The organism is Streptomyces marianii (genome assembly GCF_005795905.1).
Lineage (GTDB): Bacteria > Actinomycetota > Actinomycetes > Streptomycetales > Streptomycetaceae > Streptomyces > Streptomyces marianii.
In genome coordinates this window covers 2,876,700-2,890,224 of sequence record NZ_VAWE01000001.1, presented here as the reverse complement: position 1 = coordinate 2,890,224, position 13,525 = coordinate 2,876,700, and the positions used below count along the sequence as shown (strand labels likewise).

Annotated in this window: 13 protein-coding genes; 8 read left to right on the top strand and 5 right to left on the bottom strand. The window is 72.9% G+C overall.

The features are described 5' to 3' along the window. Nucleotides 1-59 precede the first annotated feature (59 nt). A complete protein-coding gene (locus tag FEF34_RS12880) occupies nucleotides 60-809 on the top strand; it encodes a ferritin-like fold-containing protein (RefSeq protein ID WP_138053319.1) in 750 nt (249 codons plus the stop codon). Between the two features lie 78 nt (nucleotides 810-887). Here FEF34_RS12880 and FEF34_RS12875 read toward each other — a convergent pair whose 3' ends face one another. The 4 genes from FEF34_RS12875 to FEF34_RS12860 form a co-directional block, all read right to left on the bottom strand. Beyond that, nucleotides 888-1,157 carry a hypothetical protein gene (locus tag FEF34_RS12875; protein WP_138057446.1) on the bottom strand — a complete coding sequence of 90 codons (270 nt, stop codon included), beginning with the start codon at nucleotides 1,155-1,157 and terminating at the stop codon, nucleotides 888-890. A 186-nt stretch (nucleotides 1,158-1,343) separates the two neighbouring features. Further along, a complete protein-coding gene (locus tag FEF34_RS12870; protein ID WP_199800664.1) occupies nucleotides 1,344-1,571 on the bottom strand; it encodes a DUF3107 domain-containing protein in 228 nt (75 codons plus the stop codon). A gap of 128 nt (nucleotides 1,572-1,699) precedes the next feature. Beyond that, entirely contained in the window at nucleotides 1,700-2,356 is a 657-nt protein-coding gene (locus FEF34_RS12865; protein WP_138053317.1) for a TetR/AcrR family transcriptional regulator, read from the bottom strand. Between the two features lie 164 nt (nucleotides 2,357-2,520). Continuing rightward, the gene (locus FEF34_RS12860) at nucleotides 2,521-2,763 is read right to left on the bottom strand and encodes a hypothetical protein (RefSeq protein WP_138053316.1); all 243 of its coding nucleotides are present in this window, start codon (nucleotides 2,761-2,763) and stop codon (nucleotides 2,521-2,523) included. Nucleotides 2,764-2,902: 139 nt separating this feature from the next. Between FEF34_RS12860 and FEF34_RS12855 the strand changes: the two genes are divergently transcribed. From FEF34_RS12855 to moeZ, 7 genes are all read left to right on the top strand, one after another. Continuing rightward, the gene (locus tag FEF34_RS12855; protein ID WP_138053315.1) at nucleotides 2,903-3,862 is read left to right on the top strand and encodes an alpha/beta fold hydrolase; all 960 of its coding nucleotides are present in this window, start codon (nucleotides 2,903-2,905) and stop codon (nucleotides 3,860-3,862) included. 8 nt (nucleotides 3,863-3,870) lie between these two features. Next, a complete protein-coding gene (locus FEF34_RS12850; protein WP_138053314.1) occupies nucleotides 3,871-5,211 on the top strand; it encodes a DUF3152 domain-containing protein in 1,341 nt (446 codons plus the stop codon). 547 nt (nucleotides 5,212-5,758) lie between these two features. Then, nucleotides 5,759-7,420, top strand: a complete 1,662-nt coding sequence (locus FEF34_RS12845) for a DUF3492 domain-containing protein (RefSeq protein ID WP_138053313.1) — start codon at nucleotides 5,759-5,761, stop codon at nucleotides 7,418-7,420. Then, entirely contained in the window at nucleotides 7,413-8,648 is a 1,236-nt protein-coding gene (locus FEF34_RS12840; RefSeq protein WP_138053312.1) for a hypothetical protein, read from the top strand. The genes FEF34_RS12845 and FEF34_RS12840 overlap by 8 nt, the downstream gene beginning before the upstream one ends. Nucleotides 8,649-8,801: 153 nt before the next feature. Continuing rightward, complete coding sequence (locus FEF34_RS12835; RefSeq protein ID WP_138053311.1) at nucleotides 8,802-9,773, top strand: NAD-dependent epimerase/dehydratase; 972 nt, start codon at nucleotides 8,802-8,804, stop codon at nucleotides 9,771-9,773. Further along, nucleotides 9,761-10,516 (top strand): spherulation-specific family 4 protein, encoded by a 756-nt coding sequence (locus FEF34_RS12830; protein ID WP_138053310.1) that lies wholly within the window; start codon nucleotides 9,761-9,763, stop codon nucleotides 10,514-10,516. Before FEF34_RS12835 ends, FEF34_RS12830 begins: the two co-directional genes overlap by 13 nt. A 66-nt stretch (nucleotides 10,517-10,582) precedes the next feature. Further along, entirely contained in the window at nucleotides 10,583-11,761 is a 1,179-nt protein-coding gene (gene moeZ, locus FEF34_RS12825; protein ID WP_138053309.1) for an adenylyltransferase/sulfurtransferase MoeZ, read from the top strand. 168 nt (nucleotides 11,762-11,929) lie between these two features. On the opposite strand, the gene FEF34_RS12820 is transcribed toward moeZ, so the two are convergent. Next, complete coding sequence (locus tag FEF34_RS12820; RefSeq protein WP_171052932.1) at nucleotides 11,930-13,468, bottom strand: alpha/beta hydrolase; 1,539 nt, start codon at nucleotides 13,466-13,468, stop codon at nucleotides 11,930-11,932. Nucleotides 13,469-13,525: the final 57 nt, after the last annotated feature.

Here is a 13,525-nt window from a genome sequence, read left to right as displayed (position 1 = left end):
TCGCGACGGGGGCTGACCAGGCCCTTCCAGGGTGTGGACGGCCAGCTATTGTGCGCTTCATGGAGACGCCTGACAACGCCACCGCGCCCGCCGCCGACGCGGCCGAAGAACTGACCGGGATCGCCGCCCAGGACTGGGCCGCGGCCTCCGCCGACCCCCAGTACCGCGCCGCGGTCGTGGATCTGCTCGGGGCGCTCGCCTACGGCGAGCTGGCGGCCTTCGAGCGTCTCGCCGAGGACGCGAAGCTGGCGCCGACGCTGGCCGACAAGGCCGAGCTGGCCAAGATGGCCTCCGCGGAGTTCCACCACTTCGAGCAGCTGCGGGACCGGCTGGCCGCGATCGACACCGAGCCGACGAAGGCCATGGAGCCCTTCGCGGCCGCCTTGGACGAGTTCCACCGCCAGACCGCTCCTTCCGACTGGCTGGAGGGCCTGGTCAAGGCGTACGTCGGCGACTCGATCGCCAGCGACTTCTATCGCGAGGTGGCCGTGCGGCTGGACTCCGACACCCGCGCCCTGGTGCTCTCGGTGCTGGACGACACCGGCCACGGGAACTTCGCCGTGGAGAAGGTCCGTGCCGCGATCGAGGCGGATCCGCGGGTCGGCGGCCGGCTCGCGCTCTGGGCGCGCCGGCTGATGGGCGAGGCGCTCTCCCAGGCCCAGCGGGTCGTGGCCGAGCGCGACGCGCTGTCCACGATGCTCGTGGGTGGGGTGGCGGACGGGTTCGACCTGGCGGCGGTCGGCGAGATGTTCACCCGGATCACCAAGGCGCACACGAAGCGGATGGCCGCGCTGGGGCTCGCCGCATAACGACCGGCCGGGGAGTGCGGAGCGGCCCGGACCGGAGGACCGCACCGGCGTCTCGGCGGGGGTGCGGTGGGCGGCGCGTCAGACGGCGGCTGATCGGCGCAGCCGCCGCGTCGTCGGCCGGATCAGCAGCGACAGCGTGACGGCGGCGACGAACGCCGCCCCGAGCAGGGTGCCGAGCAGATGTCCGGATCCGAGGGCCGTGTGCGTCAGATACGCGCCGAACAGTGCGCCGAGCGTGCCCGCCGGGTACACCACGCGCTGGGTGGGGAGCCGGTCCGGAAGCCGTCGCTGGGCCGCCCAGGAGAGCGCGAGTCCGAGCAGGACGGAGCCGAGAGCCTCCAGGATCACCACGGATCACCTCACGGACGGCGGGAGGGCGTGTCTGGTCGTAGCCCGTCCTACCCGGACCGACCGGATAACAACCATCCGTTCCACCCGTTCACCGCTGGACACAGGCTCTGCGGCGGGGTAGGGACCGGACATGCGGAAGGGCACCGCGGGCGACGCCCGCGGTGCCCTTCCGGCAGTCGGTGCCTAGAGCGCGCCGAAGCCCACGCGGCGCGTGGTCGGCTCGCCGATCTCGACATAGGCGATGCGGTCGGCCGGTACCAGCACCTTGCGTCCCTTGTCATCGGTCAGGCTGAGCAGCTGCGTCTTGCCGGCCAGAGCGTCGGCGACGGCCTGCTCGACCTCCTCGGCGGTCTGACCGCTCTCCAGAGCGATCTCCCGGGGCGCGTGCTGCACGCCGATCTTGACCTCCACGGCTATGTCCCTCCGAACGGTCAGCGATGCGCGGTCAGCCGCGCCGTACGCAGCACACATTAGCCCGGTGAGGCGACGTCACACGGCTCAGCCGTGCACGCCCGCAGCGAACAGCGGCGGCCGGGCCGTCACCGGTCGTCGCCGTGGCCGCCCTCGGCGGAGTGCAGCGGGAAGCCGGCGATGCCGCGCCAGGCCAGCGACGTCAGCAGCTGCACAGCCGTATCGCGCGGAATGCCCGAGCTGCTGGAGAGCCAGTAGCGGGCGACCACCTGCGAGACACCGCCGAGTCCCACGGCCAGCAGCATGGACTCGTCCTGCGAGAGACCGGTGTCCTCGGCGATCACCTCGGAGATGGCCTCGGCACACTGCAGCGACACGCGCTCGACGCGCTCGCGCACGGCGGGTTCGTTCGTCAGGTCCGACTCGAAGACGAGCCGGAACGCGCCGCCCTCGTCCTCGACGTACGCGAAGTACGCGTCCATGGTGGCCGCGACGCGCTGCTTGTTGTCCGTCGTCGACGCCAGGGCGCCGCGCACCGCCTGCAGCAGCGACTCGCAGTGCTGGTCCAGCAGTGCCAGGTAAAGCTCCAGCTTCCCGGGGAAGTGCTGGTACAGCACCGGCTTGCTGACGCCGGCACGCTCCGCGATGTCGTCCATCGCCGCCGAGTGGTACCCCTGGGCGACGAAGACTTCCTGGGCCGCGCCGAGAAGCTGGTTGCGTCGGGCACGGCGCGGCAGGCGGGTGCCTCGCGGGCGCGCCGCCTCTGTCTGCTCGATGGCTGTCACGCCGCCTCCCACGTTCGATGTCACAAACACAGTGTTCCGTGCGTGCGCTCTGCGCTCGCGCCCGCCATCGTACTTTTCGGTAACCGTGGTGTGCGCGGTGCGGGCGCAGAATTTCACGTACCGGACGCCCGCGGTAGGTGGTGGCCCCGGGGAAACCGGACAGATCAGCGATAGTCCTCCTCGTCGAGGGCCACCACCCTGGCCTGTTCCAGGGCATCCGCCTCGTTCGCCTTCGACGGGTCGATGCGGGTCAGCGGCTCGTCGCCGACCTGCCGCACCTCGGTGTGCTGCTCGGCGGCATCGGCCTCGGGCGTCTCCTCGTCGAGCTCCTCCAGCTCCTCGAGTTCGTTCGGCGTCCCCTGGTCGTCTTCCGTGAAGATTTCCGGGTCCGTCGGGTCGGCAGCCATCTGGATCCCTTTCCTCTGCGGCGTCAGCCAGGAGCGAGTACCCCGTAATCGAGCGTATGAGCATGCCCGGCCGGACGCTATGTGGCGTGTGATGCCGAACACAGGTTCCGTCGCGTGATCGTCTCGTAACATTGCCCCCATGTCTTCGACCGAGCTGCCGGGAACCCGCGCCGCCGACCCGGTTCCGCGGATCCGTTCCGTGCGGGTGGCCGAGGGGGAGGAGCTGCGCTCGGTGGCCCTCCCGGGGCTGACGCTCACGGTGCGTGCCCGTCCGCCCGCCCGGGCCGGGCTGCCCCCGGCGCTCTTCGTCCACGGGCTGGGCGGCTCGTCCCAGAACTGGACGCTGCTGATGGCGGCGCTGGAGGGCACCGTGGACGGCGAGGCCGTCGACCTGCCCGGTTTTGGGGACTCGCCGCCCCCCGACGACGGCAACTACTCGGTCACCGCCCACGCCCGTGCGGTGATCCGTCTGCTCGACGCGAGCGGACGCGGCCCGGTCCATCTTTTCGGGAACTCCCTGGGCGGCGCGGTCGTCACCCGGGTCGCGGCCGTCCGCCCCGATCTGGTGAGCACCCTCACGCTCGTCTCGCCCGCGCTGCCGGAACTCCGCGCACAACGCGGCGCCTGGCCCACCGCGGCGCTCGGCCTGCCGGGCGTCGCCCCGCTGTTCCAGCGACTGACGCGCGGCTGGACGCCCGAGATGCGGGTCCGCGGTGTGCTGTCCCTCTGCTACGGCGATCCGGGCCGGGTGACCGACGAGGCCTTCCTTCACGCGGTGGAGGAGATGGAGCGCCGGCTGGAACTGCCCTACTTCTGGGACGCCATGGCCCGTTCCGCGCGCGGCATTGTTGATGCGTACACGCTGGGAGGTCAGCACGGTCTCTGGCGTCAGGCGGAGCGCGTGCTCGCGCCCACGCTGCTGGTCTACGGCTGCCGGGACCAACTGGTCTCGTACCGGATGGCCCGTCGGGCGAACGCCGCGTTCCGCGACTCGCGGCTGCTGACCCTCCCGGACGCGGGCCACGTCGCCATGATGGAGTATCCGGAGACGGTCGCAGAGGCCGCACGGCAACTGCTCGACGACAGCACGAGGAGCTGATCCGGGGCGTGGGACGACACAGCCGCAAGGGCCCCGCACCCAAGGCCGCCGACACCAGGGGCGCTTCCGGCGGCGGCGCGGGCTCGCCCGCGGGTTCTTCCGGTACCGGGCGGCGCAGGCGGGCCGGCGGTCCGCCGGAGCACTCGGGCCCCGCGGCCGACGGCACACCGGCGCACGGCGTACCGCAGGTCCGCGGCGGTCACCCCCAGCAGTACGAGACGGGCGGCGGCTGGGGCGGCCAGCCCCCGGCCGGCGGCCGGTACGGCGACTGGCAGGGTGTTCCGCGAGGCCACACCGCCGCCGCCACGGGCCGGCACCCCGGCACCGCTTCCGCCGCCACGACCGGGCAGTTCCCGGCCTTCCCGCCCGGCGTCCGGCAGGGGCCGCCGATCGGCGCCGGCGCCCGGATCCCGGGTCCGCGCCGGGAGTTCGTCGAGGCCTTCGACCCGTCGCCCCCCGGGGAGGAGCGTGCTCCGGAGGCGGCGACGGCCGCCGACGACGGCGGCAGCGACGACGAGACCCCCGCCAAACACGGCCGCGGCCGTACGGTCACGGGTGTCGCGGCCGCCGCCGTGACGACCGTCCTGGCGGTCGTCGTCGCCGGACAGGTCACCGACGCCGGGCCGGCGTCGACGGCCACCCAGGCGGCCGAGGGCGCCGAGCGGATCTCGGAGGACGACGCGTCCCGCTCCGACCAGCGCGCGGCGCCTCCGCGGCAGGCGGCTCCGGCCGCCCCCGCAGCACCGCCCACGTACGCGCAGCTGATGTCCCGGCAGTTCCCCCTCGACCCCGAACTCAAGGGCTCGGGCAAGTTCGAGGCGGTCCCGGGCCTGGACCGGGCGCCCGGCGCGGGCCGGAAGGTCCGCTACCGGGTGGACGTCGAGCAGGGGCTCGGTCTGGACGGGAAGCTGTTCGCGGACGCCGTCCAGAAGACCCTCAACGACGACCGCAGCTGGGCGCGCGGCGGGGCCATGAGCTTCGAGCGGATCTCCTCGGGAGAGCCCGAGTTCGTCATCACGCTGGCGAGCCCGGGCACCACCGGGATCTGGTGCGCGAAGTCCGGTCTCGACACCACCGTCGACAACGTCTCCTGCGACTCCGCCTCCACCGAGCGCGTGATGATCAACGCGTACCGCTGGGCCCAGGGTGCGGAGACCTACGGGGCCAAGGCGATGTTGTCCTACCGTCAGATGCTCATCAACCACGAGGTCGGCCACCGCCTCGGCCGCGGTCATGTGAACTGCCGTACACCGGGGGGCCTCGCCCCCGTGATGCAGCAGCAGACGAAGTCGCTGGACATCGACGGGATCAAGTGCCGCCCCAACCCCTGGGCGTATCCGGGAGGTTGATCCGGGGGGCCGTGCCGGGGCCGCCGTTCGCGAACCGCCTCCCCGGGAGGGTGCCCGGTCCCGGGCGCTACCTCGCGCCCCTGCTGCCGCGGGTCAGGACGGCCGCTCCTGCCGTCCGGGGGCCGGGACTCTGTTCCAGGGTTCCAGGGTTCCAGGGCCCGTCTCCTTCGGGTCCTGGCGGCGGAGCGGCGGTGGCTGTCGGTCGCCGGCTGCGCAGTGCGGCACGGCCGCGTCGCCGCGCCGGTCGCCGCGCGCCGTCGAGGAGGTGCACGGAGCTCCCCGGGGTCCGTACAGGAAGGAGCTTTCGCGGCCCCACCGTGCTCGACGAGGGCGCGGAGGGGGCTCGCCGCGGTCTGACGGAACGTGACGGAAACCGCTTGTAGCGCGACCGAACGCTACGAGGGCGGGAAAGTTACGTGCATTCACCCCTTCCGGTGGCGCGATGGACAACCGTCCGTCGCGCCACCGGCTTGTCCGCATAACTTTTTCCCGCTGCGGGCCGCCGGACCGGAGGCGGCCGGCCACACAGGAGATCGGGGGTGCGCTCGTGCGGATCGGACTGCTCACGGACGGTGGTTACCCGTATGCGGCGGGTCAGTCCAGGCTCTGGTGCGACCGGCTCGTGCGCGGGCTCACCCAGCACGACTTCGACGTCTACGCCCTCAGCCGCTCCGCCCACCAGGAGGACCAGGGCTGGGTGGAACTGCCGCACCACGTCCAGCGGGTGCGGACGGCGCCCCTCTGGGCGCCCGAGGACGACGGGCGCACCTACGGGCGCCGTGAACGACGCGTGTTCGCCTCCCACTTCGCCTCGCTCGCCTCCGCAGTCTGCTCCGACGGCGCCCCGGAGGCGTTCGCCGAAGGGCTGTACGGCCTCGCCGGACTCGCCCGGGAGCGCGGCGGACTGTACGCGGCCCTGCGTTCCGAACTCGCCGTACGCACCCTGGAGTCCGCCTGCCGGGCCCCAGGCGCACGCCGGGCCGTGCACACCGCCGCGGTTCCGGACTACCTCGCCTTCACCGACGAGCTCGAGCGCGCGCTGCGACCGCTCTCACTCGACTGGTACGGGGACGACTCCCTCGGCGCGGTCGACCTCTGCCATGCGGCCTCCGGCGGCACGGCGGCCCTGCCCGGGCTTCTGGCCAAACGCTTCTTCGGGGTTCCGCTTCTGGTCACCGAGTACGGTGTGCAGCTGCGTGCCCACTACCTCGCGGCCTACGACGCGCCCCTCGCCGCCCCGGTCCGCGCGCTGCTGGCCGCCTTCCACGGGTGCCTCGCCTCCGAGGTCTACCGGCAGGCGTCCGTCATCACGCCCGGGAACACCCACGCCCGGCGCTGGCAGGAGAAGTGCGGTGCCGACCCGGCCCGGCTGCGTACGGTCTACCCCGGCATGGACGCCGAGCGCTTCACCGCGGTCGGGGAGGGGGACGACTCCGGCGATCCGCACACCCTCGTCTGGGTCGGCCGGATCGAGCCGGCCAAGGACCTCATCGCACTGCTCCACGCCTTCGCGGAGGTGCGCAAGGAGGAGCCCGAGGCGCGGCTGAGGATTCTCGGCGCACCCGTGACGGCACCCGGGTCCGGCGCCTACCTCGCGCACTGCAGGGCCCTGGCCGCACAGCTCTTCCCCGACGAGGCCGCGGACGCGCACGCGGTCGGCGACAACCCCGTCTCGTTCGAGGAGATAGGCGGCCCGGAGGCCCCGGACCTCGCAGACGCCTATGCCGCCGGGGCGGTGATCGTCCTGTCCAGCGTCGTCGAGGGTTTCCCGATCAGCCTGGTCGAGGCGATGCTGTGTGGCCGGGCGACCGTGTCCACCGACGTCGGCGCTGTCGTCGAGGTCATCGGCGGCACGGGGCTCGTCGTCCCCCCGCGCAATCCCCGGGCGCTCGCGGACGCCTGTCTGGCACTGCTGCGCGACCCCGAACGCCGTGAACGGCTCGGCGCGGCGGCTCGGGCCCGGGCGCTCGAACTCTTCACCGTCGAACAGAACCTCGCCGCGTTCCGCGACATCTACCTGGAGCTCATCTCCCACAGTCCGGTCCGCCGCGACTCGGACGCCGTCGACGGCGACGGTGAGCCCGTGCCCTTCGCCACCCCGGCGGAGGCCCATGTCCCCGGTCACTGGACCGGCGGCCGCACCCGCCCCCGCTGGGCGGAACCCGCATCCGTCAACGCCGCGGCCGCACCAGGAGGGCCCGATGTCTGAACCCACCGACCCCACCCCCGCAGGCAGAACCATCACCGCTCGGCAGCCCGATGCCGCGCGCAGCCCGGTCGCCGTGGGCGTCGTCCCCCGGGGGGCCGCCGTCGTCGCGGCCCCGGGCGCCCGCTCGCAGCCGGCGGCGAGCGAGCGGGCCGCAGGGGGGACCGGCGGAGCCGCTCGCACCGGGACCGGCCGGCGCGGGCCCGCCGACCCGGTGAAGGCGCTCATGCACCGCCACCGCGAACTGTGCGAACGGGCCGTCGACCCGCTGGAGATCGCCGCCGGTCTGGAGGCGCACGGCGTCACCGACCGAACCGCCGCACGCTTCCGGCACCGCGACGTCTTCTCCCTCGCCGAGGAGCTGTACGCCCGGGTCCCGCGTGGCGAGGAGAGCGCACCGCCCACCGGGGACGAGGACGCCGTCGCCCGCCCCGCGCACCTGTTGTCCGCGATGGCACCGGGCGCGGTCGCCGTCCTCACGGCGGCCGGCCTCCGCCTCACCGAGGACGGAGCCCGGCTCGGCGTGGGCGCGGCCGGGACCGCCGGGCTGGCCGTCGCGCTCGCCTGGAGCCTGCGGCGCGGACCGTTGTGCGCCCCCGGGCGCACCGCGCCCGTCGCGCGCCTCCTGGTGTGCTGGCTCGCGGCGTACTCCCTCCTCGGCGACGGGCTGCTCGCCGGACTCGTCGCCGGTGGACCCGACGGACCGTGGCCGCTCGCGCCCGGCCCGCTCGTGGGCCTCGCCCTCGCCGTGGCCCCCGCCGCCTGGACCGCGCGGCTGTTCGCGGCCAGGGCGCGGCGCAGGCTGGGAGGCAGCAGGGCGCTCGAGGAGTTCGCGGCGGGCACACGGCCTCTGCTGCTCGGCGGCATCGCCCTGCACACAGGCTGCCTCATCGCCCTGCTCGTGCTGACGTCCCTGGTCCTGCCCGTGGCGCTCCCCCCGGCCGTCGCCCTCGGGCTGCTGCTCTTCCTCGCCCGGCTGCTGACCGTGCACGGCTTCCCGCACGCGGCCGCCGCCGGCCTCGGCTTCGCCTGCACAGGCGAGGCGCTCGCCCTGACCGCGGTCCTCGTCGGCCGCCTCCCCGGCTGCGACGTCCTCGCCCGGCCCGTAGAGGCCGCAGTGGACACCTGGGGTGCCGCCGCCGTGCCCGCACTCGTGTGCGGCGCCGCGGCCCTCGGACTGCTCGTCCACGCGACCGCCGTGCTCTCGCGGGCCTCGGCCCACACCACATGACCCCTCACACCCCCACGCACTCCAGCCCCCCACGCGCTCCCGCGGAGCCGACGCCGCGGGCGTAACCCACCACTCCACCCATCCCCCGAGGAGACAGAAGACGATGACCCCGCACCACCCAGCACCGGCCCGTCGGCCCCAAGGAGCCGCGCGATGAGGGTGCTGCTGCTCGGAGCAAACGGATTCCTCGGCCGGTTCGTCGCCGACCGGTTGCTGGCCGACCCGGCCGTGCATCTGACCGCGCTCGGGCGCGGCGACGACGCCGACGTACGGTTCGACCTCGCGGGCGGCAGCCCGGGGGCGCTCACCCGGTTCCTGGACGCCGTCCACCCGGGGGTCGTGATCAACTGCGCCGGTGCCACCCGAGGAGGCGCACGCGACCTCACCCGGCACAACACGGTGGCCGTCGCCACCGTCTGCGAGGCGATGCGCCGCAGCGGATGCGACGCCCGGCTCGTCCAGCTCGGCTGCGCCTCCGAGTACGGGCCCTCGCAGCCCGGTTCCTCGACCGCCGAGGACGCCGTGCCGCGACCCGGCGGGCCGTACGGGGTGTCCAAGCTCGCCGCGACCGAGCTGGTCCTCGGGTCCGGGCTGGACGCCGTCGTCCTGCGGGTCTTCTCGCCCGTCGGCCCCGGCACCCCGGCCGGCTCACCACTGGGCCGGCTGGCCGAGGCCATGCGCCGTGCCATGCAGGCCGGGGACGGCGAGCTGAAGCTGAGCGGACTGGGCGTCCAGCGCGACTTCGTCGACGTGCGGGACGTGGCGCGCGCCGTGCACGCCGCGTCGCTCTCCGCCGCGCAGGGCGTCGTCAACATCGGAACCGGCCGAGCCGTGCGGCTACGCGACGCCGCCGCCGTGCTGGCCCGGGTCGCCGGATACGCGGGGGCACTGCACGAGCTGGACGGCCCGCCCCACCGCCCCGGGCACCCGGTCATCGGCGCGCCCCGGGGCCCCGAGTCCGTCCCGGAGCAACTGGGCGCCACGCCCTACCCCTACCCCGACGGTTGCGGCGGCTGGCAGCAGGCGGACGTACGAACCGCCCGCGACCGGCTGGGCTGGCGGCCGCGGATCAACCTTGAGGAGTCCCTCGCGGACATCTGGATGGAGGCGGCATGCCGCATCTGATCAGCACGGACCGCGCACTCTCCGCCACGGGCGCCGACCGGCTCGGTTTCGGTGTCCCGGGCTATGCCCACCCCCTGGTCGCCCCGGTCGAATGGGCCGAGCTGACCAGACCGGGCACCCCGCTGCACTGGGCCGTCCTCGACGTCTCGGACGGCCCGGGCAGCAGACCCGACCCGCACTGCCTGGAGGCGGCGGGCAAGCTCACCAACGCCGGAGTCCGGGTGCTGGGCCGCATCGACCTCGCCCACGGCACGCGGACCTTCGCCGAGATCGTCTCCGACGCCCATCGCTACCTCGACTGGTACAAGGTCGGCGGCTTCCTGCTGGGCCGCTGTCCGGTCGAGCGGGCGGACCTGCCCCAGGTGCGCCGCGCGACGGCCACGCTGGAGGCGGTTCTCGACGGCGGGCACATCGTTCTGGGCCACGGCGAGCACCCCCATCCCGGTTACGCGGAGGCGGCCGACCAACTCGTCACCTTCTCCGGAGCCTGGACCGACTACCGATGGTCGCAGGTGGCGGAGTGGACCGCGGACCACCCTCCGGAGCGCTTCGTGCACTTCGTCCACGGGGTTCCCCGGACGCACCTGGACGAGGCGATGAGGATCGCCCGCTGGCAGGGCGCCGGGACGATCTTCTTCACCGATCGTTCGGGCCCGGATCAGGGACAGAGCGGGGCATTCGACTCGTTGCCCGGCTACTGGGACGAAATCGTCTCGCGGATTGGACCGGGTGTCTCGGAATGAGAAGGCGCGTGGCACTGTTACAGCCAGAGCAACCGTACTGACGCAACCACCAACGACGGAGTCCCCGTGTCGCTGCCACCCCTGGTCGAGCCGGCCGCCGAGCTCACCGTAGACGAGGTCCGCAGGTACTCCCGCCACCTGATCATCCCCGATGTCGGGATGGACGGGCAGAAGCGGCTGAAGAACGCCAAGGTGCTCTGTGTGGGCGCCGGTGGCCTGGGCTCGCCGGCGCTGATGTACCTGGCGGCGGCGGGTGTCGGCACGCTCGGCATCGTGGAGTTCGACGAGGTCGACGAGTCGAACCTGCAGCGTCAGATCATCCACAGCCAGTCGGACATCGGTCGTTCCAAGGCCGAATCCGCGCGTGACAGCGTCAAGGGCATCAACCCGTACGTGAACGTGGTCCTTCACGAGGAGCGGCTCGAGGCCGAGAACGTGATGGACATCTTCAGCCAGTACGACCTCATCGTCGACGGCACGGACAACTTCGCCACCCGCTACCTGGTCAACGACGCGTGCGTGCTGCTCAACAAGCCGTACGTGTGGGGGTCGATCTACCGCTTCGACGGCCAGGCCTCGGTGTTCTGGTCCGAGCACGGCCCCTGCTACCGCTGCCTGTACCCGGAGCCCCCGCCGCCCGGCATGGTGCCCTCCTGCGCCGAGGGCGGCGTGCTGGGCGTGCTCTGCGCGTCCATCGGGTCCATCCAGGTCAACGAGGCCATCAAGCTGCTGGCCGGCATCGGCGAGCCGCTGGTCGGCCGACTGATGATCTACGACGCCCTGGAGATGCAGTACCGCCAGGTGAAGGTTCGCAGGGACCCGAACTGCGCGGTCTGCGGTGAGAACCCGACCGTCACCGAACTCATCGACTACGAGGCCTTCTGCGGTGTCGTGTCCGAGGAGGCCCAGGAGGCGGCGCTCGGCTCCACGATCACTCCGAAGCAGCTCAAGGAGTGGATCGACGACGGCGAGAGCATCGACATCATCGACGTCCGCGAGCCGAACGAGTACGAGATCGTCGCGATCCCCGGCGCGCGTCTGATCCCCAAGAACGAGTTCCTGATGGGCAATGCCCTCCAGGACCTGCCGCAGGACAGGAAGATCGTCCTGCACTGCAAGACGGGTGTCCGCAGTGCGGAAGTCCTGGCGGTGCTCAAGTCGGCCGGCTTCGCCGACGCCGTGCACGTCGGTGGAGGCGTGATCGGCTGGGTCAACCAGATCGAGCCGGACAAGCCGGTCTACTAGACCCGCGCTCCGGAGCAAAGGGGTCGGCCCGCATCGGGCCGGCCCCTTTCGCGTGCGGCTGCCGGCGTGTGGATGGTGCCGGCCTTCGCCGCCTGCGCCGGCGGGTGGGAAGATGCCCGCTCTCCTTCGCGTGCGGGGGGCGAGGGCGGTGGTCGCCCTGATGCGGCCCTAGCCGCAGGTCCTGCCGTCCTCCGGCACCTCGCCGTCCAGCAGATAGCCGTCCACGATCCCCGTCACGCATCCGTTCGACGGGGTGTAGCCGCCATGGCCCTCGCCTTTGTTGGTGAGCAGGATGCCGACACCCTCGCCCAGCTCGTCCGCCATCCGCCGGGCGCCCTCGTACGGTGTCGCCGGGTCACCGGTCGTGCCCACGACCAGGATCGGGCCCGCGCCCTTCGCACTGGTCTCGGGCGTCTCGTGCTCCCCGGGGACCGGCCAGTCCGCGCACCATCCCGCCGTGTCCCACGCCAGGAACGGACCGAACACCGGGGATATCCGCTCGAACTCCGGCAGCAGGGCCTTCGCCTCGGCAGGGGTCGGGCGCTGTTCTGCGTCCGCGCACGATATCGCCCGCTGCGAGTGGGACTGCGTACCGTAACTGCCGTCCCGTTCACGGTCGTTGTACGAGTCGGCCAGGGCCAGCAGTTTCGTTCCGCGCCCCCGCTCCGCCTCCTCGAGGGCCGCCGTGAGAGCGGGCCACATGGTCTGCGAGTAGAGGGGCAGCACGATTCCCGTGAGCGCGAGGCCCTGGTTCAGCTCACGGTCGTCGCCGGCCGGAAGCGGCTTCCGGTCGATCCGCTCAAGCAGCGCCGCTATCCGGGCCGTGCCCCGCTTCGGGTCCTCGCCCCTGCTCGTGAGGTAGTTGTCCAGGGCGCGCTGGAAGCCGGTGGTCTGGTTGCGGGCGTGCCCCACGGTGTCCGCCGTCGGGTCGACCGCCGCGTCCAGCACCGTCCGTCCCACGTTCTCCGGGAAGAGATGGGCGTACGTGCCGCCGAGCTGGGTGCCGTACGAGATGCCGAAGTAGTTGAGCTTGAGGTCGCCCAGGACATGGCGGACGACGTCCATGTCGCGTGCGGCGTTCGCCGTGCCCACATGGGCGAGGAGCTTTCCGGCGCGGCGCGCGCAGCCCTCGCCGAAGTCCCTGGCGTCCGCGAAGTAGGCCGCCTCTTCGGCGGTCGTGTCGGGGGTGAGGTCGACGCGCTCGGCGGCCTCCTCCGTGCCCGCGTCGTCGCGGCACACCACGCCCGCACTCCCCGACACCCCGCGCGGGTCGAAACCCACCAGGTCGTAGCGCGAGTTGAGCTTCTCGTACTCCGCCGACGCACGGGGCAGCAGATCGACGCCGGAGACTCCGGGGCCACCGAAGTTGAACAGCAGCGAGCCGAGGCGTCGGTCCTCGTCCCGCGCCGGGCGGCGGATGAGCGCGATGGAGATCGTCTCGCCTTCCGGGGCGCCGTAGTCGAGCGGGACCTTCACCGACGCGCAGGTCCAGCCCTCCGCGCCCGCGCAGGGCTCCCATCGCGGACGCTGCTTCGTGAGCGCGTCGGGAAGACCGTGGGCGGCGTCGCCCTGCCTCACCGGGAGGGATGCCGCGGGGCGGCCCCCGCCGTCCGCCCCCGGACCACCGCCCGTGTCACAGGCCGCCAGCGCCCCGCCGGCCAGCGCCAGCGCCACGGCCGCCGCGGCCGGCCTCGTCAGCAAAGACATTCCTGCCCCCGTGCATCGCCTGTCCGCTCCACTGCTGAGCCATCCTAGGTGCCGTCA

What these genes read in the sequence shown, in the direction of transcription:
- FEF34_RS12880 (WP_138053319.1), top strand. Translation starts at nt 60, where the DNA reads ATGGAGACGCCTGACAACGCCACCGCGCCCGCCGCCGACGCGGCCGAA.
- FEF34_RS12855 (WP_138053315.1), top strand. Translation starts at nt 2,903, where the DNA reads ATGTCTTCGACCGAGCTGCCGGGAACCCGCGCCGCCGACCCGGTTCCG.
- FEF34_RS12820 (WP_171052932.1), bottom strand. Translation starts at nt 13,468, where the DNA reads ATGTCTTTGCTGACGAGGCCGGCCGCGGCGGCCGTGGCGCTGGCGCTG.
- FEF34_RS12840 (WP_138053312.1), top strand. Translation starts at nt 7,413, where the DNA reads ATGTCTGAACCCACCGACCCCACCCCCGCAGGCAGAACCATCACCGCT.
- FEF34_RS12860 (WP_138053316.1), bottom strand. Translation starts at nt 2,763, where the DNA reads ATGGCTGCCGACCCGACGGACCCGGAAATCTTCACGGAAGACGACCAG.
- FEF34_RS12830 (WP_138053310.1), top strand. Translation starts at nt 9,761, where the DNA reads ATGCCGCATCTGATCAGCACGGACCGCGCACTCTCCGCCACGGGCGCC.
- FEF34_RS12835 (WP_138053311.1), top strand. Translation starts at nt 8,802, where the DNA reads ATGAGGGTGCTGCTGCTCGGAGCAAACGGATTCCTCGGCCGGTTCGTC.